This is a genomic window from Bacillus cereus group sp. MS39 (assembly GCF_040448665.1).
In the GTDB taxonomy this organism is placed as follows: domain Bacteria; phylum Bacillota; class Bacilli; order Bacillales; family Bacillaceae_G; genus Bacillus_A; species Bacillus_A wiedmannii.
In genome coordinates this window covers 2,671,838-2,697,489 of record NZ_CP123058.1, presented here as the reverse complement: position 1 = coordinate 2,697,489, position 25,652 = coordinate 2,671,838, and the positions used below count along the sequence as shown (strand labels likewise).

The window sequence follows — 25,652 nt, the reverse complement described above, 5'->3', positions numbered from 1 at the left end:
ATAAACTTATTAGGGTTCAATTGTCCCAAGGGTTAGTGTGTACCTACCTCCCCACGATTCTTGTAGTAGTTCAATCACTCTCGCGTGGGTAAGAATGCCTAAAAACCTTTCATCTTCCCCTACAATCGCAATATCAAGCATTTAATCGTAAAGAAAATTTGGTAGAACGAAGCATTTTCTTTGATAAATTCCGCCGTATCGATTTAAAGGAAGGGATATTTTATTAATACAATCAATTTTTATTGTACAATTGTTCTTACGATATGAAAATACAGTGTAAAGATGAACCTGATAAATCATATACTTGTAGAATTTAAAAAGAGATTAAAACAAATCAATTTTCTGTATTTCAAAACAGTAATGTTCGGGCTGATATGGGCGAAAAACATCAAGGCTCTAATCATTTAAAGTTTAAACTGTATAAAAGTTAGCGTAAATGACGAAGGAAAAGACAGCTTTGCATTGTGCTGTACATTCAAGAATTAATTCTTACGTAGGGAGTGCTTATATGAAAAGCATAAAAAATGTAATATTACTAGTCGTATATTTCATATTTTTAAGTGGTTGTAATCAAGAAAATGAATCTGAGGTACAAGAATATATAAAAGAAAAACACGGTATCGATATTGTGGTAACAGATTGGAGCTCGATAAATGAAAATAATGGTGGTAATACCTACCATACTGTGCAAGAAAAAAATAACAAAAATTTCAAATTTCGAGTAAAGGTACAAGGCCTCCTCTATTCATATATAGTAGGTGATGAATACAAATATGGAAAAAAAACATATGAGGCATATCAGAAATTCCAACCAACTCTAGAAGAAATGAAAAAGTTAGGGTACGTGGAAAATGAAAATGAAAATGTTCTGCAATATATGTTGGATAATCAAAATCCAGAAGAAGGAAGCCCAACAGATGAGTTGCTATTAACTTTGCAAATGAGTAACGAGATTGACTTTAGCCAATTGGATTCCGTAGAATTAGATCGTTTATATGCCCTATTTCAACTGATTCAGAAGAATAATAAAAAGATAACAGAACTAGAAATTAAAGATCATACTGGTAAATCTTTAGGTGGACCTTTTAAAAATGTACAAAGAGTAACAACAAAAGAAGAACTGTTACAAACAATGAAATCCACAATGAAGGACCCAATAAACGAATACTGGAAAAATTGGATTAGAACGCAGACCAAAGTAGAAGAAAAATTACATGAAATGCAAAACGATCGATTTTCAATTGAAGGTATTACGTATTCAAGTTCGGATGATGAAAAATATCGAAAATATATAGTGACTTTAGTTATTAATACGACCAATACTATATTTGAAAATAATCCCCCTTTAATTGAGGATTTAATCAAAGTAACCACAATCCTTAAAGAAGAACTAAATACGAAAAACTTTGACATCAATTTAAAAAATAAGTCTGGAACAAGAAATACAAATTGGTTATCATCAAAAGAAATTAAAGAAGCAAATAACATTGAAGATCTTGTAAATGAGAAGTACCCTGCGAATTAAATGTAAATTCCTATTCATGTTTGTTATTTAATGTGAAATCAAGCTCTTTCGATTTATTATGAAAACTTACAAAATACTTAAAAACCCCCAAAAAATCTTTAGCTATATAGAGAAAATGAGAAATAGGGTCCTATTCATATGGGGCTCTATTTGTATATCAAACTAATTTAGGTGTTTACACATACGCATTGCAAATTCATTCTTGTTTCTTTTTAATGTGAAATCAAACTTTCAGATTAATTTGGAACTCTTTTATGATAAGCTATATGTAAAAATTAAATATAAAGGATGATTCGTATGCAAATAAGACCAAAGATAAGTGAATATAACTCCTATTATGCAACGTATATTAACTTGGTATCAGACGGAAATATCATACATATTTTAGAACAACAAATGAAGAAAACGAATCTTTTATTAAAGGGAATTTCTGATAGTGAGGGACTTTTTCGGTATGGTCCTACTAAATGGAGTATAAAAGAAGTACTCGGTCATATAGCGGATACAGAACGAATTATGGCGTATCGATTGCTATCTATTGCTCGAGGCGAGACAGCAGAACTTCCAGGCTATAACGATGATATGTATGTTCTTAGAGCTGCTTTTGATAAGCAATCTATGCAAGTTCTTCTTGAGAATTTAATAGTTGTTCGCCAATCTACCCTGTATTTACTTAGAATCTTAGATAAAGAAGCTTGGTTACAAAGAGGATATGCGAACAATTCTGAAGTTACAGTACGTGCATTAGCATACATCATTGCTGGCCATGAGCTTCATCATGTTCAAAGTCTAAAAGAACGTTATCTTGGTTCTGATGCACATCCAGCAAGTTAATACTTGAAGAAAAAGAGTCCTATTTAAGTAGGGCTCTTTTTCAGTATTTATAAAGGATTAGTGCTTAGAGCCATGACTAATTAAACGTCTTTATTTATAAAATTCACCACATAAGATGTAAGCTATCCCCTTCTATTCTGTGCATAATTTTCTTCAGGCTCGTATACTATAAACACTATAGTTCAGGAAAGGTGATGACGCTATGTATGAACAACAAAATAATAGGGATAGAGATCAAAAAATGATGTTTTCTATGCAAGGAGTTCCCTCAAATAAAGTTAACATGAATCAATTACCTAAATGGATTAGAATTTTCGGCTATTGTGCGTTTGGTTGGATGATAGTATGTAGTTTATTTATGATAGTAGGTTTAATTCTTCAATAACTATGTAGATAAATAATTAAACGGGATAGTATTTAGATCATATATCTAGGTAATGTCCCGTTTTTTATGTGTAATTACCCCATGATATAAGTAACCAATTAATAAAAAGAACCTGTAGAATATCCTACAAGTTCTTTTTCAAATATTGTTACAACGGGAACAACAAACTATCTTAACATTCAATACAGGGAGACCATTTTGATTATGGCTTGGTTTTATTATAAATCAAATATAAGCTTTTGAAAGTGATGAATTTCGAAAATTATGTGAATTGAAAAACTACGATGTTTATATTAGATTTCGTTTACGACCAACTTCTTATTACTTAAATACACTGCACGATCTGATTTTCTAGCAACTTCCTGTGAATGCGTCACAACAATAATACATTTATTTTCTTTATGTGCAAGTTCTTGAAACAGTTCTATTATATCCATGGCCGTTTCTTCGTCGAGGTTTCCTGTTGGCTCATCCGCAATAAGTAAATCAACATTACAAGATAACGCTCGAGCAATTGCTACACGTTGTTGTTGCCCACCACTTAGTTGCAAGACGTTTCGTTTCGCTTCTATTTCTGTGAGTCCCACTTTCTCTAATAATTCTAATGCCCTTACCGTCTTATTTTTCACTTTGACACCTGTAATTTCCATTGCTGTTAGGACATTTTGAAGAGCAGTCATATAGGTAATCAAATTATAAGATTGGAAAATTACAGATACATTTTGATTACGGTATCGATCCAAACCAATTTTTCGAATATCTTTCCCATTATACAGTACATAACCATTTTTGGGGACATCCAGTCCACAACCTAAGCTTAGAGTTGTGGTTTTTCCAGATCCGGATGGTCCTAAAATTGTATAAAAATGACCTTTTTGAAAAGAAAAGTTGACATTATCTAGTATCGCTACATTTTTCCCATTACTTTCATAATAATAATCCAAGTTTTTAAATTGTAAAATCGTTTCCATATTAAGCCTCCTTATTCATCTTTTAAAAGAATTTGTTTTGGATTTAAACGTAGAATAGATAATGCCGGAAGAAGCGTTGCTATTATAGCAATAGCTAGTCCAATCCCCCCCATTTTTCCTACATCTTCTCCTGTTACACTTACATCAATTTTATCAATTGGATCTTCTTTTTGGTTTTGTAAAGTACCACCAGGTCCAGACATCATTACAGTACCATTTCGCGTAGTGTCTGTTTCTTCGCTCGCTGAAGCAATTTCACTCGAAAGTAAATGATCCCCGATATATTGAGAAACTTTAGCTCCAGTTGTTACGGATAATCCAAATGCTAAAATAGCGACACATACTACTTCTATTACGAACTGCGCCATCAGTTTCCACTTTTTCTCTCCAATAGATAACAGAATCCCCATTTCCTTACGACGTCCTTTAATTGATAGCATAATGATTAATCCTAAAATAATCGCACCAGCAATCGATACAATATAAATAATCATTTGAGAAGTCGAAGAGATATTCTCGATAGGACCAATCATTTGTTTGTACAATGAATCATGTGCATCTAATTTATAATAATTAAAATCAATATTAGATTTTTTTGCTTCTTTTTTAAATGCATCAATGTATTGTGGATCATTCAAGAAATACACGACTTGAACACTACTTATACCTTGATCTACTTCTAATTTTTTCATAGTTGAATGCGGCATATATAGTTTATTAGCTGGATCCATTATAGGAGGAGCCTGTTGCCCCATTGCTTGCTCATTCGTTTCGTAAATACCGATAATTTCAACCTCAAGGGTTTCCTTTTTATCCCCTGATTGCACTGTAACTTTGTCTCCTACTTTCAAATTGTTTAATTCCGCTAATCGTTTTTCCATTAAAGCTACATTCTGATCTTTCATCTGTTCTGTAATTGGTTTTCCATCAATGATTTTACTTTTTCCGTTTTTAAAGCTTTCTTGTAAAGCTGTCTTGCGGACTCCCTCAATCATAAAAGAAGCATTCATATCTATTTCTGTACCAGAGCCTGAACCGCCTCGTACAGCCGCCATTCCCACTTTACCTTTTCCTTCATCTTCTCCTTCTGAAGCTCCTACTAGTTTAAGCCCATCAGAAATTCCGAAAGTATTGCCTATGTAATTATAGTCTTTTACATATTTTGACTTCGCTAATTGATATGCTTCTTTTGTGTTAAGCTTCGGTGGATTAGGCATCTCTCCAGTTTCACGAGCTTGTTGACCTAATTTATCAAAATCAAGACCTAAAGTAACATCTGCACCTAGTTTTTTTCTTGCAGCATCCGCTGCTTTTTTTGATGCATTTTGGATTGTGAACCCTGAAAGAACCAAATTTGTAACAATCAGAAAAACTGCTATCAAAATTAATGATGTTCCTATCCTTTTTTTCATACTGAGAATTGCTCGTTTCATAAAATTCATTTTCTCTTACCTCCTTGATAACTTGTATTCTATATAGGTTATCTAGAGTCTATATGGAGCTAATCGGTAGTTTATCTAGAGATATAAGGAGTTTATGTGTAGTTATGTATTTATCTGTTGAAGAAAAACTAGAACACAAATTTAAAAACGTAAGCGTTTTTGAAGATTGGTAAGAAGTTAGTCCGTTTAAGGAGCTTATAAAAAAAGAGAAATTAAGCTTAAATTAATGTATGTAACATAAAAAATATATTTAATGTGTAATTTTTATACGTTAAATATAGAGAGCCTATTTAAATATCTATATGGGGATTGTTAATGATTCTCATAGAAATCACGTCATTTTCAAAGGTGTACCTCCACAAACTTTATTTTTTAATAATGTGGAGAAAATATGTTTCAAAAAGAACACTGCCTTTTTATTAAAGCGCTTATTTAGTCCTTCAGGACTCATAAGAGTTCCTGTTGATGCATGTAGCTGACTACACAATCGGACTAATGAATCACTCGCTACTCGTTGACTAATCCAGACACATATAGTAGCTAAATCATACCCTGAAAATTTACGTTTTCGTTTTACAAAACCTAGCTCTCTAGCGAGATTTTCCAAAAATGAAGGAGTAAGATGTTCATATAATTCTTCAGCGAATAATTATAATTCGTCAGAAATTGATAGATACATACAAAAACGCCATCCTTTCCTATGATTCTACAGAAAGAATAGCGTATTTTTTGGTTCTGGTGCACAGGTAGTGGAAAAGAAAATATAACATATATATTTCTAGCATAATGGTAGGATAATCCTGGTTCCTCATCATTTCTACTAAATCACGAAAAATTAAGTTGTACCGTACCAACGTACAGTTAACAAAATAATACCTTGCTGATAATGCTTCCATTTGAACAAATTTTCCGTTTCCATACCGATCACACATCTTTTGTAGAGTAATAGTATCAGCATATCCCAGTTTAAGAGGTTACTTACAAAATATTTAGAATTTTTTTACGAGAATCCTCCGAAATATAATACGGACTTTAAATACTTTCATTTATAATTCTCTATTTGTCTATACTTTTCATATCGCTGTTGTATAAGCTCTTCCGAGGATAATAGTATCAATTTTTTTAGAGATGATTCGATTACAGATTCAATCATTTTTGCCTGTGATTTTATATCATTTTGTGCTCCACCTTTAATTTCAGGAATGATTTCATCAATAATTCCTAAATGTTTTAAATCTTTTGCTGAAATTTTCATATGTTCAGCAGCTTCTGGAGCATACTTAGCGTCCTTCCATAGGATAGATGCTGCTCCTTCTGGCGAAATTACCGAGTACCATGAATACTCTAACATATGGATATGGTTACCGACACTAATGCCAAGAGCTCCACCACTTGATGCCTCTCCAATTACAATACAAACAATTGGCACTTTAAGTGTAGCCATTTCAAATAGATTTCGAGCTATCGCTTCAGAAATTCCACGTTCTTCAGACCCTTTCCCTGGATAGGCGCCTATTGTATCAATAAATGTAATAATAGGGCGATTAAATTTATCAGCTTGTTTCATAAGTCTTAGCGCTTTTCTATAACCTTCTGGATGTGCCATTCCAAAATTTCTTTCTATACTTTCCTTTGTATTTCTACCTCTTTGATGACCAATAACCGTAACGGGCATCCCTTTAAATTTTGCAATACCACCTATCATTGCTTTATCATCACCATATAATCGATCACCATGAAGTTCGAAAAAGTTTGTAAACAATAAAGGTATATAGTCCAATGTCGTGGGCCGGTTACGTAGCCTTGCAATTTGAACTCGTTGAAAAGATGTAATATTAGAATAAATTTTATCTTGCATTTGATTTAAACGTTTTTCTAATACATGAATTTCTGACGATAAATCTACATTATTTTCTTTCATAATTTTCTTTAATTCATCAAATTTCTCTTTTAATTCAATAATAGGACGTTCAAAATCCAAACTCATTTTATCCTCCAAATGTTATGATTTACCTCACTCTAATCAAAAGGCTTAGAAATAGAATCAATAAATAATTCAAAACCATCCACAACTATTTTTTGTTCTGATTCTGATAAATTATTGAGAATACTTTGATAAAATGTAATGGATTGCTCTCTTAAGCAATTAACAGTTATGTGACCATTTTCTGTGAGGTGCAGAAAAAGTTCTCTTCTATTTTTTTCATTTACTTCACGATAAATAAGCCCTTTTTTTACTAACTTATCTACCAATCTACTTACAGTTGAAGTCTCTAATCTAAGTTTATTGGATAGTTGCCAAACAGTTAATTTTTCCACCTCTAGTTCTTCTAACGCCATCATTTGAGAAGTTGGTAAAGGTTTTTCAAATGGTCCATTGGGCAAATTTTGAGATTCAAAAACCCCAGTTATTATAATCATTTTCTTAATATCTGTTCTTAGTTTTAAGGCATCTTCTCTTTTCAAAAAGGTCACCCTCCTACAACTATTGTATCATACATCAATTGTATTATACATGAATATGATTTTTTCACAAGCTTAACGTAAGCCAATATTACAACATGGACGAGATATTTCTTCTTGTTAAAATGGTATAAGTGGATTGTTTTCTACAAATGGCAGAACATCAATTATGTATCAGGGTCCTTTATGGGGTACCGCTCATCGAAATCAAGCTAAGAAAATAAAACTACCCCAAAAACGAAATTTTGTGCTAACTTGTAGCAAAAAAGCTCATTTTTTTGTTTTGGGGTAATTTGGAATTCTTAAGTTGATGGGCATGTGGTGATACCCCATGCCCATCAACCTAACAGAACAGGTTGCACCCAAAACGAATTTTTTTCTCTCTACATTTATTTATGAGAATTAAATTCATTTTTTCATTATATAAAGAACGATGCATTACATTTTCTTAGTGTAAGTTCTGTTCAAGTTTCTTTTCACATAAGATGATTAGGTATAAAAATATAAGGTGAAGCGATATTCTGATTATTTAAAAAGGAGGCAGACATATGTCTTTAGAGAAGTTTGTAGATGCATTACCTATTCCACCTGTCTTAAAAGCGAAAGATAGGTGTGATAACATTCCGTTCTATGAGGTAACTATGAAGCAAGTCGAACAGAAGTTACATCGTGATTTGCCGCCAACTACCGTTTGGGGTTACAACGGTATGTACCCTGGTTCTACATTCGAAGCACGAAGAAATCACCCTATTTTAGTCAAATGGAAAAATGAATTACCTTTTGAACATCTGCTACCCGTAGATCGAACTATTCATGGCGCAGAACCAGACAAACCTTCTGTTAGGACAGTTGTACATTTGCATGAAGGTCGGGTTAGACCGGAAAATGACGGATATCCAGAAGCATGGTTTACACGAAACTTTGAAAATGTTGGCCCGAAATTCGTGCATGAAGTTTACTATTATCCAAACTGTCAACGACCTGCGACTCTATGGTATCATGACCATGCCCTTGGAATCACTCGTTTGAACGTTTATGCAGGACTTGCAGGGTTCTATCTCCTTCGAGATAAGAAAGAGGAAGAATTGAACTTACCAAATGGAAAGTTTGAAATTCCACTAGTCATACAAGATCGTTCATTTTATCCTAATGGTGAACTGTTCTATCCAACTCAACCAGGACATGAGCCACCTCCAGCGCCACAACCACCTCCACCAATAGATCCAACATTACCAAATCCATCAGTTGTACCAGAATTTTTTGGAAACACCATCCTAGTCAATGGAAAAGTATGGCCTTATCTTGTAGTCGAGCCACGGAAATACCGGTTCCGCATCCTTAATGGCTCTAACGCTCGTTTTTATCGTATAAAGTTGAGTTCTGGACAAAATTTTGTCCAAATTGGCACAGAAGGAGGACTTTTGGAAAAACCAATCATCGTATCCGAAATCATCCTTGCACCAGCTGAACGTGTCGATGTTATTATCGATTTTTCAAACCATAAAGGTCAAAGTATTATCTTAACAAATGACGCACCAGCTCCATTCCCTAACGGTGCCCCACCTTCTTCAGACCTGACACAAATTATGGAATTTTGTGTCAAACAAAAATTGCACAAACCTGACAACAGTAAAATTCCAAAAAAGTTAAGTTGCTTAGAACACTTGGATCCTAATGATGCTGTAATCGTACGAAAAAACCTCTTAGTTGAAACTACCGATGAATTCGGGCGTTTAAAACTTTTATTAAATAACCTAGATTGGAATCAAATGCCCCTTACAGAAACCCCATATAATGGGACGATAGAGATTTGGGAGCTTTACAATACTACACCGGACACTCACCCTATTCATTTGCACCTTGTTACTTTTCAAATTTTGAATCGTGCTACGTTTACTGGTGATCCAAATGGTCCTGACCTTATAGTTGGACCGCCACAACCACCCGATCCAAGCGAGATGGGTTGGAAAGATACCGTTCGTGCCAATCCTGGGGAGGTCACCCGTATCATTGCGCGTTTTGGGCCATTTATAGGAATCTACCCGTGGCACTGCCACATCCTTGAACACGAAGACCATGATATGATGAGACCATACGAAGTTCTCGATAATCAAAACTTTAACCCGTGTGAACCGATCCCTGGGGAATGTCCAGATGATTCGTTCACTCAGTGTTTCGATCGTGATAATGATGACGATGATTGATTATAACACAAGCTTTTCTTTTTTATTTTGTCTATAAGGAGTACCAATACATCGCTATCAAGCTAAGGTCTTACACTACCCGTAAAGAAAAAAAGACGTTATCCTTTCTGTAGAATTATAAGAAAGGATGGCGTTTTTTATGTCTGTTTCTGTGTCTGACGAATTACAACTATTTGCTCAAGAGATTCAAAGTTTTTTATCTCCAAATACCTTACGGGATCTTGCTAGAGATGTTGGTTTTGTACAACGAACCAGTAAGTACCAAGCAAAAGATTTAGTAGCTTTATGTGTATGGGTGAGCCAAAATGTAGCTATGACTTCTTTAACTCAGTTATCTAGCTGTTTAGAAGCATCAACAGAAGTACTCATCAGTCCTGAGGGACTGAATCAACGGTTTAATAAGGCGGCCGTCCAACTTTTACAACACCTACTAGCCGAACTACTAAGCAAAAAATTGGCCGCATCTATGCCGATTTCTGCTCCATACACTTCTGTTTTCAAGCGTATTCGTATTTTGGATTCAACTGCATTTCAACTTCCCGATGTATTTTCATCTGTTTATCCAGGTGCAGGAGGATGCAGCCATACAGCGGGGGTGAAGATTCAGCTTGAGTATGATTTATTAAGTGGACAGTTCCTACATATTCATACGGGTCCAGGTAAACAACATGATCGAACCTATGGTTCTCTGTGTACCCCAACTTTGACAGCGAATGATTTATGTATCCGAGATTTAGGTTATTTTCACTTGAAAGATCTTCAACATATACAAGATAAAAAGGCTTACTATATCTCTCGTATTAAATCAAATACACGTATTTATCAAAAAAATCCCACCCCTGATTATTTTCAAGATGGAAGAATCAAGAAAGGTACAGAGTATATCCAGATAGATATGGAGTTCTTAATGAACTCTCTTCAGCCAGGACAAACATGTGAAATATCCGATGCTTATGTAGGAATGATGGATAAAGTACCAACTCGTGTGATTGTTCATCGACTAACAAAAGTACAACAACAAAAACGATTACAAGATCAAACTGTAAGAGAAAAAAAGAAAGGAATGAAGTATTCTCCTCGTAGTAAACGACTCAGTGGTATCAATGTATATATGACAAACACCCCTACAGATATTGTCCCGATGGGACAGGTACATGACTGGTATTCTTTGCGTTGGCAAATCGAAATTTTATTTAAAACGTGGAAGTCATTCTTTCAAATTCATCATTGTAAAAAGATAAAACCAGAACGATTGGAGTGCCATTTATATGGTCAATTGATTGCCATTCTACTCTGTTCTTCTATCATGTTTCAAATGCGCCAATTGCTCCTCATGAAGAAAAAACGAGAGCTTAGTGAGTATAAAGCCATATATATGATTAAAGACTATTTTCTTCTTCTATTCCAAACTATACAAAAAAACACCCAAGAGCTATCAAAGGTGTTACTTCGCCTATTCAATCTCCTACAGCAAAACGGGCGGAAATCTCATCGATACGAGAAAAAAACGGTCTTTGATATATTAGGTGTCGTTTACAATTGTACCATGTCTGATAATCAAGCCGCTTAATTCAAAAAAGTGAAACCCGTTAGGGTTTATTTCGTATGCAAATCTTTCAATCATCTACACTTGCCCTTTAGAAAAAAGAAACAATCTCGCTCAAAATTGACTTTGCATAAGCTTAGCTTGATAGCGATGGGGTAGTACCAACAAAACGCGAATTTCGTACACTAAGATTTTTCAACATAAAGATTGTTGATGACTTGTAAGTGTCAGTAATTAAATAAAAAGAGCATGTATTAAAAAGATGATAATAACATGCTCTAAACTTATCTATTAATTTTAATTTCTTAAGGATGTCTACAAGTAATATTGAAACATCTCATGTGTTAAAAAGTGCTCCCTGCAGTGCTTTTATGTATCGATCTGCTGAATTCTGAACAGCAAGGTTAGCATGCTCTGACACGACTCGATGAAAAACATTATAATCTCTCTTACTTTACTAGCAAGAAGTGGAATCAGGTTTGGATAACTGTACATGAAAACTAACCTAATGACAGTCGGCAACCAATTAAATGATATCACTCTTGTTTACAAAATACTTTTAATATGATTTCCACCTTTCCAGTGTAAAACTGTTCCTCCTTTAAAATGACCTCCAAGACGATTTAAAGTAATGCCATTTGTTAATACAAAAGACTCACATACTTGTATACTCAAAATTGCTTTGATTTGTTTTTAGATGGTAAAACATGTTTCTCTACTCTTTCATATTGAGTAAGTAATTGCCTAATAAAAGATAATTTTGGTACTAACCAATACGAAAATACCGCTGAAATACATCCTATTAAAGCCCCTACTGCAACATCAAATGGATAATGAACCCCTACCCAAATACGAGAAATCGCTACACAAAATGCAAGTATAAGCCATAACCATCCAGTTTTTTTACGAACAAGCCAAAACGAAAAACAAATCGAAAAGAAGAGAATTGTATGGTCACTAGGAAATGAATTATCTACAGTATGGTCGATAAGTTTATTAACATCAGGCAATGCTGCAAACGGTTGATAATTCAGATGAAATTTCCCTGCTATTTTTCCGATCACCTCAGCAATCACAAAAGCAATCATCGCTTGAATAACCATCACCCTACTTTTTCTAGCCCCAGTAAACCAATAAGCTAAAATAATTAAAGCTAAAATATATACCATATATTCTGCCAAAAATACCATGGTTGAGTTTAGGAATGAATATTGTTTACCTAAATCATTAATTGCTCGAAAAATATCAATATTGAATTGAGAAAAAGACATTTCAAATCCCTCCTTTTTAGTAAAGTGTTTTACTGATTGCCATATACTTTTATTACATGAATAGTTTTGGTTATTGTACTCATCTAAAAATATCAACTTTTTATGACATCGCTTTCTTCTTTTTTACTTTAATAAAAAAAGAAAAAGGAAAACATCGAACTTTCTTACAAACATTCGTGCATTCTTACAGTTTTGTCATTTTCTCGTCATTTTGTAAATAGGTTCATCGTCTTGCCTTTCGCTATTTCAAAAACTCTTATATCTACAATGATGGAAACCTTTATTACACATAAAAAAGAGAAGAACCTTGGTGAGTTCTTCTCTTTTTGTTTATTAAATTGTAATATAATTACAGTATGTGAAATTATACCATTTTAACTTTAAAAGCTAAGTGAAAACAACCTTCACTCTGCTTGTGGCATTTATTTGATCTGTTTCTCTGTTTTTAAAACAAATGAACTTAATGCAGGAACTTTAATTTTATTGTCATGGACAACGTAAAGTGTTTTACTACCTGCCTGTTTACCGTCTACTAGTACTTTCCAAGGACCTTTCGATGGAAGCGTTATGTCAACAGCTTCTCTATTCGCATTGTGAGCCACCATAAAGTTTTCGTTTTTATTCCCATTGCCCTTTCCGTCTATTGAATAAGTCACAACATTTTTGGGAGCATCAATAAAAGATACCTGTTTTTTAATTTGTTCTGCAGATGTCATTCGAAAAGCTGAGTACTTTTTGCGTAATTCTATTAAGCCCTTCATATAATCTACTTCATTATTAAATGCTGCACGGCGCAACCAGTCTATCTGGTTAATTGAATCAGGAGATTTGTAACTATTATGATCACCATATTTCGTGCGCATAAACTCTTGTCCTGCATGTAAAAATGGAATGCCTTGTGATGTTAATAAAATCGAAGAAGACAATTTGTGCATTTGTTTTCGTACTTCTTCACTGTCACCTGGATTAGTCAACTCAAGTTTATCCCATAAAGTATGATTATCATGTGCTTCCACATAAGTTAGTACCTGCTCCGGATCTTGATAAGTAGACGAATTTGTATCGTAGTCAATTCCTGCCGTAATACCTTTTTTAATACGGTCTTCCATGTTTTCCCTTCCATTTACAAACCCATTTTCTTTCTCCTCAAATACACTACCTTTCAATCCATCACGTATATTATCATTAAAATGGGCAATCCCTTTCATTTTTTCTGCATTCTTTTGATTTGCTTTCAACTCTGCTGCAAGAGGTGTATTTAAATCCCAACCTTCTCCATGCAGTATAATAGAGGGGTCAATTTGATTAACAGCTTTACGTATTTCATTCATCGTTTCATAATCATGAATACCCATTAAATCAAAACGGAATCCGTCTAAATTGTATTCTTTTGCCCAGTATGCTACAGAATCGATCATAAATTTCCTCATCATTTTTCGTTCTGAAGCAGTATCATTTCCTACTCCGGTGCCATTTGCAAATGTTCCGTCTTCATTGTAACGATAATAATAACCTGGAACTAACTTATGAAAATTAGATTCAGCAGCATTATACATATGGTTATAGACTACATCCATAACAACACGAAGATTATTATCATGCAGTGTTTGAATCATTTGCTTTAATTCAGTTATTCGAACAGTTGGCTCATATGGATTTGTAGAATAGGATCCCTCTGGAACGTTGAAATTTTTCGGGTCATATCCCCAGTTATATTGTGGTTCGTTTAATTTCTCTTCATTTACTGAAGCATAATCAAATATCGGTAAAAGCTGAACGTGTGTAACACCAAGATCTTTCATATGATCAAGTCCTGTTTTCACACCTCCAGGCCCTCTTGTTCCTTTTTCTGTTACACCTAAATATTTTCCTTTATGTTTAATGCCACTTTCGGGCTGGATAGAAAGATCACGTACATGCAATTCATAAATAATAGCATCTTCCGGATTTTTAAATTTCGGCTTTTTGTTAGCGTTCCATTTTTTCGGATTTGTTTCTTCTAAATCAACAACCGCACCTTTATCTCCATTTACAGAAGCAGCACGTGCATACGGATCAACTGCTTCAGTCCACTTATCACCAATTTTCACCTTATACGTATAAAAGAGACCTTTTTGGTTCCCTTTAAGTTCTGCTTTCCAAGTGCCCTTTTCACCTTGTTGCATGTTTATTTCAGTACCTATTTTATCGTTCCATTTTTTATATGTAACTAACTTCACTTCACTCGCAGTAGGAGCCCATACACGGAACTTTGTATGTTGTGGTGTATATATATTACCTAAATCGTTACTGCCATAATAAAATGAATGATCAAACTCCTCACTACGAATGACTTTACCGATTTCAGTATTCGTATAAGCTAAGTTTTCAATTTTAACTTTGTATGTCTGTTTTAAATCAATTTTCTGCTCTGTAATTATTTTAACTTTATTAGTAATATTTCCACTGTTTATATCATAAGGACTAATATTCTTAATTTTAATGCCTTCAATTTCAATTTTCCGTTCCTTAATATGAAACGGGATATTAGTGGTTACAGTAATTTCATTGAAACTATCAATAGTTGCTTTTTGAATTGATAGATCCGAAGAAGGCTTAGAGTTATATACTTTTTCATCACCAGAAAGAATCCATACTTCAGCACGACCGTCCTTTATATTTTCAATCCAACGATCGCCACCATCTTTTTCCCACTCATTTGTACGAATGATAAATCCTACGCGATTATAGTTACCATCTATATTAATCTTAGCGTACTTTCCAAATTCATCTTCACCAGTAAATTCATATGATTTACCATTTGTATTTTCACCCCATATCCAAAGGTTCCAGTCTTTTGTATTTCCAGATTGCTCTTTGTAATGAATGATAACTTCAGTTGTTTTCGAATTTGAAACTGCCTTTACACTTTGAAAAGAGAAAACAGATGATAACATAACGATTATAGTAAGTAATAAAACTGATTTGCTAATTAATCTTTTTATCATTTGCACCACATACACCCTTTCTTTAAATAGTACGCACGATTTATTATGCTCGTACTAAATTCCACTGCTTAAATCAATCTAAAAATCTAGTTTACCTCACCCCCATATTGGCTATTTTCACATATGTATTTCAATGATCTTTTTAATACGAAAACGTTTGCATTAATGTTTAAAAAAATAGATTTATTTATGTCTTCATATATTTATAAATACTAAAAGATCAGGGAAATCATTTTAAAGCAACCGTTTGTTATCGCTTTCATTCTATAGTACTTTCTATAAAGAGGTCAATATATTATTAATTTTCTGTTTTTATACACTTTAAACCTTATATATTTGTAGCAACTTATTGAAGAGAGACAGCCTATTTATTGCTTAGTAAGTTTATTTTCACTAATGCATAGTTACGTAAAAAAAACAGCTAATATCCTTAAAAGGGCATCAACTGCTTTTCATAATGTATTAATATATGAATGATAACTATATTTCTAACTTACTTAATTTTTGCTGCATCAAATGCCTTTTGTACTGCTTGAACTTCAGCTGCATTCGCACCATATTTATTAGTTGCCACTCGAATACATGCTGATCTCAATTCTTTGAAATTAGAAGTCATGTTTAACTCATCTGTATTTGCATAATAGAAGATATCAAACATTTTATCTTCACCAATCCCTTTGACAGTTACACCGTTATGAGTTCCGCCTTTTGCAATGAGATACGCAGCTTTATTAATAATACTTGAATTAAAATGAACGCCACCTTGATCCCATCCATTAAAATCGTTAAATTCACTGTAATCATCTGGATATGGTACTCCAAGTGAAGATGGAACAGAAGCCGGGTTTTCCATATCACGGAAAACAGAACCAGTTTGTTCTCCCATCGTCCAGTTAAAGCTACCATTATTTACGTATTTCTCAATAGATGTCCCCATAATATCAGATAGCGCTTCATTAATTGCACCTGATTCACCGTAATATTCAAGATTAGATTCGCTAGAAGTAACAGCATGTGTAAATTCATGTCCAGCTACGTCATATGCTTTGACGATAGGATCTCCATATACAAGCATACTTCCATTATTAGCACTTAATGCATTCTGCCAATTTTTCGGATCATTCGTATCTCCAGAATCCCAAGCATGTACAACTGAAACTACCTTTTGTCCCTTATTATCAAAGCTATTACGCTTGTATTTATCTTTATAAAAATCAAATACTTTTGTTGCTAAGTAATGAGCACTTACTGCTTTTGGATCGTTAAATGTTGTCGAAGTACTAGTTGCTAATGTACCAGGATAATAGCTTTCTTCTTTAGTAATATCTCTATAATTCACATCATATGTTTCAATTCCTTGCCCTCTTGTATAATCAGCAAGAGCATATTTGCCATTACTTTGTTTAGAGATACCAAATGTACGTGATATACCTAAATCATCTTTTCCTGTTCCAGTTAATGATGTAAGATTGCTTTTTTTACTTTTCTTTAATGCTCCAACTAGTTTTTCACTTGCTTTTAAGTTAGATTCTTGTACCATATTTTTTAACATATCACCATTTTGTGCATTTACTAAATATGTTCCGGAAACATAGTTTGGTGTTGCAGCTTCAAATGTAACCTGGTATGCATTACTTGCTTGTCCATTATTTTCATCAACAAAAATAACTTCCTTAACTTCTGGCTCAGAAATAAAATTGATATCGTTCCCGTACTTCGTATAAATATATTGTTTCGCCTCATCTTTTGATAGATTGATAGGTTTTTTCAATTCTTCTTGTTTTAAATTTTGCGCGCTATCACCTGAAACACTTTTAATAACACCGTTATTATCTACGTGTGCAGTTAATTGATGACCATATACTTCTTTTCCTTCGTATGTTTGCTGTATACGTACAAGTGTAGTCCCATCATATGAACCACGTTTTTGAAGAACTTTATAATCTACTCCTGTTTCTCCATTGACTTGCTTTGGAGAAAGAGCTTGTTCTGTTTTCTCCTTAAGAGCATCTTTTACTACATTCTCTGGTGCCTTTTGTGACGGTTGTGTAAGTTCACCCGAACGGAACGATTCCTCTTGAATTTGAATTTGTAGTTGGTCTGTTTCCTCTGCATGACCTACCCCGTATGGTGCTACAGCTGTTAAAGCTAAGCCTGTTGTTAATGCTACCTTAGTTAATGTCTTTTTGTTTTTCATTTTGTTCACCTCGTATAATTTTTGAAATAGAAAGCTTGTACAAAGTATACTTCCTGTTTCTATCGAAAAAAAGAGAAAATACACAATTTATGTAACATTATGCAAAATTACATATATGTGGTCGATGGTATAAAGAAAGAACGACACATATATGTATATTAATTTCAATAAAAAAGAGCCCTTTTAGGTGCTCCTCCAATTGGTTAGTTGTTAATTATCTATATTCATTCTAATCAAAGTACCCTTACATCTAAATAACAACATAAAAACCCACTCTTTACTATTTTAAGAGTAGGTTTAATGCTATTAAAATAACAATTATTATAGAACATCTTATAATTTATATTACTTATTTAAACTTATATTTCGGAAATGAAGTTGATTTAGAATAAAGATGGACCAAATGAATACTAATGACCTTGATAAACAAGAAAAAGAAATCTCATGTTTTGTTTTAAGATGTATATAGTAGACAAATACTTTAATGAGGCAGCGCATCTGCAATTTAGTTTTTTAATATAATGTTGTAAGGTATGTTCTTTTAAGGATATTATAAATATGCATAGTAAGAAATAAAACCATAATTATTTAAATAAAAAATCCCCCGGATTTGTTTAATGATCCAGGGGTTTTTTTATCGTTGAGTCTTTATATTTCCATACCGATCACAAACTTTTTAGGATAATGGTATGTCCAAGTTTAATAGTTTTTTGCACGAGAGCCATCTATTTTATATTTATTTAATTATCCTACTAAGTTTTTTGTAAAATTCACCTTTTCTTTTTACATGATTAAACTGATTTGGATTAATATTAGCTTTGTGTGAGAGTGCTACAATCTCTTCTTTTGTAATTGAATCTTTAGTATTTATAGATGCTATATTTGTATATTTTCCATCTTCAGTTTTTGGAATTTCTAAAATCCCTTTATTTACAAGATCCACTACAGCCCTATGCTCTGAAGAATGTGTATTCACGCCAGTAATTTTCCAATTATGCATAACTTTTGGTGTGTATACACCATTCTTTACCTCTTTTAAATATGTAATAGCAAGGTTACGAATGGTTCCACCAGTTTCTCCGAATGCATTCTCTTGTTTAGATGACCAAATTTGTTCAAATTTCCGTCCCTCTAAAGCTCCACCTTTTGCCTGAAGAGCCTCCATTCTATACGCATTCATTCCCAGCTTCATAACATCGTTCGTTTTGATTGGTTTATTTGTACGAATAGAACGTAAATTTGTAATTCTACTTCCATATGGTTTTGTTAAGTCAATTTCGTATTTTACGCCTCCAAAGAAATCATTCGTACTGTATTTAGAAGCACGACGGGTTTTATCAAAGCTAACTGTTACATCTCCGGCACGAGATGAGTTAAAATACCCTGCCGCCCATTCCATATAGTCTTTTAAGTCTTTCCCAGTTACCTTATATACCGTAATTTCACCCAAAGCATATTGATAATTATATGCAATATCTTTTTTCTTAATAGGACCTACATCCAAACGGGCATAGTCATTATCAATTTGATGGGCTACTACATCTGCTTTGCTGTAGTAGAGCATAACTTCATGAAAGAAATCTGATAAAGGTGTCTCTTGAATCTGCACACTTGGAATACCCTTTATTTCATTTTCAGGAACAAGGTTTCTACCCTTTAATTGAGCGACTACAACATTTGCATCTCCCCTCGCATACTCGTGAAAAGGTGTCAGTGTGTCTTCAAGTGTAGGATCAGATACTACTGTTGTTCCATCAGTATTTTTTACAGGTATAGCTGTAGCAGTTTTATCTTTTAAAACCAGCTTTCCATCTTGCTTTGTAAAAGTAAGGTCAATACGCGAGATATGTGTTCCATATTTATCTGGTTCTGTAATAATAACGCCATTTACAACTTCTTTTTTAACAAGTTTATGCATATGAGCTGCAAAAATAGCACTTAGTTCCGGACAAGCATTCGCAATATCTTGAACACCAGTACCAGGGATTCCATTCTCATTTTCTAGTCCCATATGCATAACCCCTACCATTACATCTACTTTACCCTCTAATTCTTTAATTGCCTTTTTTGTCTCTTCTACTGGATTTTTCACTACCAATCCATCCAAATGATCTGTCCCTTTTTCGAAATCACTAATCATTGGTGTATTCATACCAATAATTCCGACTTTAATTCCACCTTTTTCAACAATTGTATATGCAGGAAGAAAACGCTCTCCATTTTCCTTATAAATATTTCCTGCTAACGTCTTGCCTTTATATTGCTCACTAACTTTTTTCAATGTATCTAATCCAAAGTTAAATTCATGATTTCCAAATGCCCAAGCATCATATCCCATTGTATTCATCGCTACCATCATTGGCGATTGTGGCTGATCATTGAATAACTCTACCGAGTTTCCTTGAATTGTATCCCCAGCATCTACTAATATAGTATTGGGATTTTCCTGACGCACCTTCTTTATAACCGTATAAAGCTGCGTTAAACTTCCACTCGTATTTGCTCCATCAAGTGCATAATCCCAAGGCATAAATCTACCATGAATATCTGCCGTACCTAACAATGTAATATTAACATCAGATTCCTCAGCCTTAGAAATAGCTGGTTTGGCTGTTACTGCTGTTACAAGAAGCATAAGAATAATAAAATAGCATACATAGTTCTTCCATTTCATTTTTTGCATAATAACAATATTTCTCCCCTTTTTGTACTGCTATAAAGTTGCTTGAACTTTAAAAATGTAACTTATTATTCGGAAAAATTCAACTGCAAAAGATAATTTTGGAGGTGGTTCTGTTGTGAAAATATAGAGAATAAAATGCATATACCCCCTAGCAGAATAGTATTTACTTCTTCCTCCAACGTGTGAAGAGCGCTAAACCAATGGTAGATGTATATGTACTTTCAAAATTATGGACATATAACTCATTTCCGAAAATCATTATAACTTAAAGATATAGTGTGTAATGCTGATTACATTTTCGGATTTCATTGCTAATTTATTTCCTTCTAAATGAAAATGCTGAGATCACTTCCAAAAATAATAACCCCGCCTTCATTTAAGACGAGGTTACACTTATACAGTAATTCGGATTCAGTTTTTTTCGAATGTTCGTTTCCTTTTCAAGAGTAAGATCTGCTAGTTTCTTATTTTCTTCTGCTCATTGGTTGCTTTCAACTAAATTCATCATAATTTTAATCAGGATTTGTATTTTATCACTCGAACCCTTGATGCTATCCTAAATCGCTCAATAAATAGATAATAATTTTTACTTTTCAACTTCACAAAGCAACTGTATCTCTTTGATTTGTTCTATATGACGCTGTTCATGCAAATAGATTAACTCTATCCACTGATCAAGAAGTAATTCTCCAAGAGCTGGATGGATCACTGATTTTTTTGCTAATTTAGATTCATCTTCTATTGTACTCAGAAAACGCATCAATTCTTTTCTAGAGTCGTTTAACAAATCAACCATTTGCAGCACTTCAAATGGTTCTATACTTGGTTCAATCATTTCTGGTGCTATAAATTTTATCGATCTATCTAATACAATAGTGTGAATTTCTTTACGCTCATTTTGGAAACTATCCATCTTTTTTAATCCTGACGAAATAACCGTTATAACTCTCTCATCTAATAAAACTAAGTGATGACAAACTTGTGCTATACTCCATTTATCCTTATCTGGTTTTTTATTAAATTGAGCATCACTTAACAAAGTAATTTCCTCAAATAATTGATTTCTCGTTTCATAAAACTTGTCATTTACAAATATATTCATGTGAATTCTCCTTTCATTAGAACCTATATACTTAGATTCCTGCGTTAGAAATATTCTCTATAGAAAAAAGATTTTCCTTCACTACTATTTCAATCAAATCTTTTCTTGCTTTAATAGTTTCGCTAATTCACGACTAAATATATGAGTTTTCTCAACATCCTTGAAGATTTCCTTGAGGTTATCATGTGCTACAGCTACACCCTAATACTTTCCACCGAATCCTTTCAATACAACTACATAAAACGTTCCTAATTATCAATCTAGCATTAAATAAATGTAAAAAATGCCCCTATTCATTCATTTTTCATGCGTATGTATGTACATTTGTTAATTTATTCGATATATTATGTGTATTGAATGATTACGAAAAGCTTATAGGTCGCTAAAAAACACCTTATATTTTTATATCCATGAAAACTACAAAATGTATAAAATTCCATTTGTCAAATGAATTTAATGCGGAAGGAGGTTTGTGGTTACTTCATCGGGATATAATCATCAGTTTTGAACTGATAAAAATATAGGAGGCGACAAAATGTTTCGTACGATTTCAAATTTCATGAGAGTAGCTGAGATAAGAAGGAAAATCCTTTTTACATTGGCGATGTTAATCGTTTTTCGAATTGGCACGTTTATTCCAGTTCCTCATACTAACGCAGAGGTATTAAAGGTACAAGATCAAGCCAACGTTTTAGGTATGCTAAACGTATTTGGTGGAGGAGCATTGCAACACTTCTCGATCTTCGCTGTAGGTATTACACCATATATTACAGCTTCCATCATAGTACAATTACTACAAATGGACGTTATACCTAAATTTTCGGAATGGGCAAAGCAAGGTGAAATGGGCCGTAAGAAGTCAGCTCAATTTACTCGATACTTTACAATCATTCTCGCATTCATACAATCCATTGGGATGTCTTATGGTTTTAATAATATAGCAGGTGGGCAATTAATAACAGATCAAAGCTGGACTACATACTTATTTATTGCGACAGTTTTAACTGCAGGTACTGCATTTTTACTTTGGTTAGGCGAACAAATTACCGCTAACGGAGTAGGTAATGGTATTTCGATGATTATCTTCGCAGGACTTGTTGCAGCGATTCCAAATGTTGCGAACCAAATTTATTTACAACAATTTCAAAATGCAGGCGATCAATTATTCATGCACATCATAAAGATGGTTTTAATTGGTCTCGTAATTTTAGCGATAGTTGTTGGCGTTATTTACATTCAACAAGCTGTGCGTAAAATACCAATTCAATATGCAAAAGCTGTTTCAGGAAACAATCAATATCAAGGAGCAAAAAACACTCATTTACCTCTTAAAGTAAATAGTGCTGGTGTAATTCCAGTAATCTTTGCTTCCGCATTTTTAATGACGCCGCGTACAATTGCGCAGCTCTTCCCTGATTCAAGCGTATCAAAATGGTTGGTTGCAAATCTTGATTTTGCACATCCAATTGGAATGACACTTTATGTCGGTCTTATCGTTGCTTTCACATACTTCTATGCATTCATTCAAGTAAATCCTGAACAAATGGCTGAGAATTTGAAAAAGCAAAATGGATATGTACCTGGTATTCGTCCTGGTAAATCAACAGAACAATATGTAACTAAAATTTTATACCGTTTAACATTTATCGGTGCAATTTTCTTAGGCGCAATTTCAATTTTACCGCTCGTATTCACGAAAATTGCTACATTACCACCTTCTGCACAAATCGGTGGTACAAGCTTACTTATCATCGTCGGTGTAGCACTTGAAACAATGAAGACTTTAGAAAGTCAGCTTGTGAAACGTCATTATAAAGGATTTATAAATAAAGCGAATTAAGTAAAAAACACAGTTGGTTATTTTTCCAACTGTGTTTTTAATTCTACCACCTCTAATTTTCCCACTAATGTATCTATTACATTTTCCAACTTCACTATTTTTTCTTCTAAAGCTTGAATGCGTTTATCGCTATCTTCTACTTTATTATATTTTAAATCATCATTGGACGATTTGAACTGCTCCCATAATTCGAAAATAGTATTTTCAGTAGATGATTTTGATTTTTCACCATTATCGGTTGCAATAGTATTTGATTTTAATTCAAATTGAAGCTCATATGTATTTCCAGTTAACTCTTTTGCTATATGCGAAATTAAATCTTTATAAGACTTTTCAACCCACTCTTGTTGAAATTCGTTTTTAAAATAAATAGTCAATGAATTTTCATGTATACTGGCTGTCGTTTCTTTGATCCATGTTTCATATGAAGGTCTTGAAATTGTTACTTGTATTTTATCTTTTATTTGATTCCAAATTATTTTTGATTCCTCTTGTCCGGAAGTGAGTTGCTTATTTTGCATATGATGAGTTTGTGATATTGAAGCGGCGTTTGATCCTATTTCAAACCAAATTTGATATTCTTCATTAGTAATTTTCTGTACGGTATTTGAAATTATATTTTTATACTCACCTTCAAGCAAATCACGATGAAAAGCATCTTTACAAAAGATTATTAACTTATTCTCATCTATAATAGCATTTGTATTTCTAATCCATGTCATAAATGTTTTCTCAGCTACTTTTGGCCTTAATGCTTTCTTTACTTCATCCCAGCTATTAAGCCTTTCTTTTTGAACATCTTTCAATTTATTTGGTTCGCCATTACATAAATCAAACTGAATTTCAAACGTCGTATTAAACATTTCTCTTAATGTATGAAATACTAATTCTTTGTAATGAGATTCTAACCAGTCACGTGCAAATTCATTCGGACAATAAATCGTTAATATATCATCCTCTAATAAAACAGTAGTATTAGAAAACCAAGTTTCATATGATGGTTTTGAAATTTGCGGTCGAATTTTTTCCTTTACTTCAGTCCAATTCATTTTCATAATAACTCCCCTCTTTTTACAGTTCTCTTTCATATAGCTTAATAATATTACGCCTTTCCAATAAATAAAGTCAATCCGTATCGTTAATAAAATTCAAGCAGCCCTATATATAACAGGGCTGCTTCTTTATACAACTACATTTCCTTCTCAAATAATTTCCCTTGTTTGAAATAGCTCCGGAGTGTGGAGCGATTAACTAAAAATACACCAACCAAAATAAAACAAGCACCTATTCCCATTGTAGGGTTTAAAGGTTCTCCTAATATGATATATCCTACAATAATAGCAATTAACGGTGATACATATAACCACGTTGACGGGAATACAGGATTTGTTTTTGATAAGAGCCAATAATATAATCCGTGCCCACCAATTGATCCGATAAAGATAAGATATAAAATAGGCCACTGTACACTCCATGAAGCTAATACAGATACATTCGGTTGTTCTACTATGACGGATGCGATTAGTAATAAAACCCCTCCGTAAAACATTTGAATACCATTAATGAGAAATGGTGATACACTTTGTAAATCCGAAAGTATTTCTTTTGAGCGAATAGAGCCTATTCCGTAAAATAACTCTCCTATTATTAAAACAAAACAAGCGATACTCCATATGAAGCTGATTTCTTGGTGCATTCCCGGTAAAGAAACAAAAACAACACCTATTAGTGCAATAATTAATGCTACGAGTTGCTCTTTTTGTAATTTCGCCTTATTTCTCTTTGCTTGTAATAATAAAATCATCATCGGCCCCGTAGCAGAAAGTACAGCAGCTAACCCTGAAGAAATATATTGTTCCGCCCAGTACAATGTAGCAAATGTCATAAACGTTAAGCAAAAACCAGCATATATAATACGTTTTGAAAATACATGTGGCATAATTTCCTTTCGCTTTAACTTAAATATAATCATCAGAATGACGCCTGCTAAAAAGAAACGAATGCCTGCTGAAAATAACGGGGGCGCTCCTGCCTCAATCCCAATTTTTATCGTTAAAAATGTTGTTCCGAAAATAATACATACTAAAATATAATTGAAAATAACCATTTTTCTTCCTCCTTTTTACTCTTACCATGAGTATAGAAGGTATGGTGTATAACAGTGTATCTATGTATATAACAGTTACTTAAAATTTTAGTTGA

Annotated in this window: 17 protein-coding genes and 3 pseudogenes; 6 read left to right on the top strand and 14 right to left on the bottom strand. The window is 33.4% G+C overall.

The window, feature by feature from the left end; all coding sequences use genetic code 11:
* The first annotated feature begins 508 nt into the window (after positions 1-508).
* From QEP67_RS14300 to QEP67_RS14290, 3 genes are all read left to right on the top strand, one after another.
* Complete coding sequence (locus tag QEP67_RS14300) at positions 509-1,525, top strand: hypothetical protein (RefSeq protein ID WP_048566320.1); 1,017 nt, start codon at positions 509-511, stop codon at positions 1,523-1,525.
* 297 nt (positions 1,526-1,822) lie between these two features.
* The gene (locus QEP67_RS14295; protein ID WP_048566319.1) at positions 1,823-2,359 is read left to right on the top strand and encodes a DinB family protein; all 537 of its coding nucleotides are present in this window, start codon (positions 1,823-1,825) and stop codon (positions 2,357-2,359) included.
* Positions 2,360-2,561: 202 nt separating this feature from the next.
* Entirely contained in the window at positions 2,562-2,744 is a 183-nt protein-coding gene (locus QEP67_RS14290; RefSeq protein WP_000273231.1) for a hypothetical protein, read from the top strand.
* Between the two features lie 293 nt (positions 2,745-3,037).
* On the opposite strand, the gene QEP67_RS14285 is transcribed toward QEP67_RS14290, so the two are convergent.
* The 6 genes and pseudogenes from QEP67_RS14285 to QEP67_RS14260 all read right to left on the bottom strand — a co-directional run bounded on the left by QEP67_RS14285 (position 3,038) and on the right by QEP67_RS14260 (position 7,623).
* Entirely contained in the window at positions 3,038-3,715 is a 678-nt protein-coding gene (locus QEP67_RS14285) for an ABC transporter ATP-binding protein (RefSeq protein WP_000447848.1), read from the bottom strand.
* Between the two features lie 11 nt (positions 3,716-3,726).
* The gene (locus QEP67_RS14280; RefSeq protein WP_001010209.1) at positions 3,727-5,157 is read right to left on the bottom strand and encodes an ABC transporter permease; all 1,431 of its coding nucleotides are present in this window, start codon (positions 5,155-5,157) and stop codon (positions 3,727-3,729) included.
* A 358-nt stretch (positions 5,158-5,515) separates the two neighbouring features.
* A pseudogene (locus QEP67_RS14275) lies at positions 5,516-5,836 on the bottom strand (IS4 family transposase); the annotation flags it as partial.
* A gap of 130 nt (positions 5,837-5,966) precedes the next feature.
* Positions 5,967-6,076 (bottom strand): annotated as a pseudogene (locus QEP67_RS14270) (IS6 family transposase); the annotation flags it as partial.
* Positions 6,077-6,199: 123 nt separating this feature from the next.
* Positions 6,200-7,144, bottom strand: a complete 945-nt coding sequence (locus QEP67_RS14265; protein ID WP_000050729.1) for an acetyl-CoA carboxylase carboxyltransferase subunit alpha — start codon at positions 7,142-7,144, stop codon at positions 6,200-6,202.
* A gap of 32 nt (positions 7,145-7,176) precedes the next feature.
* Positions 7,177-7,623, bottom strand: a complete 447-nt coding sequence (locus QEP67_RS14260; protein ID WP_000817665.1) for a MarR family transcriptional regulator — start codon at positions 7,621-7,623, stop codon at positions 7,177-7,179.
* Positions 7,624-8,168: 545 nt separating this feature from the next.
* On the opposite strand from QEP67_RS14260, the gene QEP67_RS14255 reads away from it, so the two are divergent.
* The gene (locus QEP67_RS14255; RefSeq protein ID WP_353706621.1) at positions 8,169-9,824 is read left to right on the top strand and encodes a multicopper oxidase; all 1,656 of its coding nucleotides are present in this window, start codon (positions 8,169-8,171) and stop codon (positions 9,822-9,824) included.
* A 139-nt stretch (positions 9,825-9,963) separates the two neighbouring features.
* Positions 9,964-11,394, top strand: coding sequence for an IS4 family transposase (locus tag QEP67_RS14250; RefSeq protein WP_151035438.1), 1,431 nt, complete (start codon positions 9,964-9,966; stop codon positions 11,392-11,394).
* 313 nt (positions 11,395-11,707) lie between these two features.
* Here QEP67_RS14250 and QEP67_RS14245 read toward each other — a convergent pair.
* The 6 genes and pseudogenes from QEP67_RS14245 to QEP67_RS14220 form a co-directional block, all read right to left on the bottom strand.
* Positions 11,708-12,027 (bottom strand): annotated as a pseudogene (locus QEP67_RS14245) (hypothetical protein); the annotation flags it as partial.
* A 14-nt stretch (positions 12,028-12,041) separates the two neighbouring features.
* Positions 12,042-12,641, bottom strand: a complete 600-nt coding sequence (locus QEP67_RS14240; protein ID WP_000010594.1) for an undecaprenyl-diphosphatase — start codon at positions 12,639-12,641, stop codon at positions 12,042-12,044.
* Positions 12,642-13,063: 422 nt separating this feature from the next.
* Positions 13,064-15,634, bottom strand: coding sequence for a type I pullulanase (gene pulA / locus QEP67_RS14235; protein WP_353706620.1), 2,571 nt, complete (start codon positions 15,632-15,634; stop codon positions 13,064-13,066).
* Between the two features lie 487 nt (positions 15,635-16,121).
* Positions 16,122-17,825 carry a M4 family metallopeptidase gene (locus tag QEP67_RS14230; RefSeq protein ID WP_074650446.1) on the bottom strand — a complete coding sequence of 568 codons (1,704 nt, stop codon included), beginning with the start codon at positions 17,823-17,825 and terminating at the stop codon, positions 16,122-16,124.
* Positions 17,826-18,561: 736 nt separating this feature from the next.
* Positions 18,562-20,508 (bottom strand): 5'-nucleotidase C-terminal domain-containing protein, encoded by a 1,947-nt coding sequence (locus QEP67_RS14225; RefSeq protein ID WP_048566287.1) that lies wholly within the window; start codon positions 20,506-20,508, stop codon positions 18,562-18,564.
* A 586-nt stretch (positions 20,509-21,094) separates the two neighbouring features.
* Complete coding sequence (locus QEP67_RS14220; RefSeq protein WP_001020420.1) at positions 21,095-21,610, bottom strand: DinB family protein; 516 nt, start codon at positions 21,608-21,610, stop codon at positions 21,095-21,097.
* A 535-nt stretch (positions 21,611-22,145) separates the two neighbouring features.
* Between QEP67_RS14220 and secY the strand changes: the two genes are divergently transcribed.
* Positions 22,146-23,450, top strand: a complete 1,305-nt coding sequence (gene secY, locus QEP67_RS14215) for a preprotein translocase subunit SecY (protein ID WP_000490148.1) — start codon at positions 22,146-22,148, stop codon at positions 23,448-23,450.
* A 17-nt stretch (positions 23,451-23,467) separates the two neighbouring features.
* On the opposite strand, the gene QEP67_RS14210 is transcribed toward secY, so the two are convergent.
* On the bottom strand, positions 23,468-24,505 hold the full coding sequence (locus QEP67_RS14210; RefSeq protein WP_048566285.1) for a DnaA N-terminal domain-containing protein: 1,038 nt from the start codon (positions 24,503-24,505) through the stop codon (positions 23,468-23,470).
* 134 nt (positions 24,506-24,639) lie between these two features.
* A complete protein-coding gene (locus QEP67_RS14205) occupies positions 24,640-25,557 on the bottom strand; it encodes an EamA family transporter (protein ID WP_048566284.1) in 918 nt (305 codons plus the stop codon).
* Positions 25,558-25,652 lie beyond the last annotated feature (95 nt).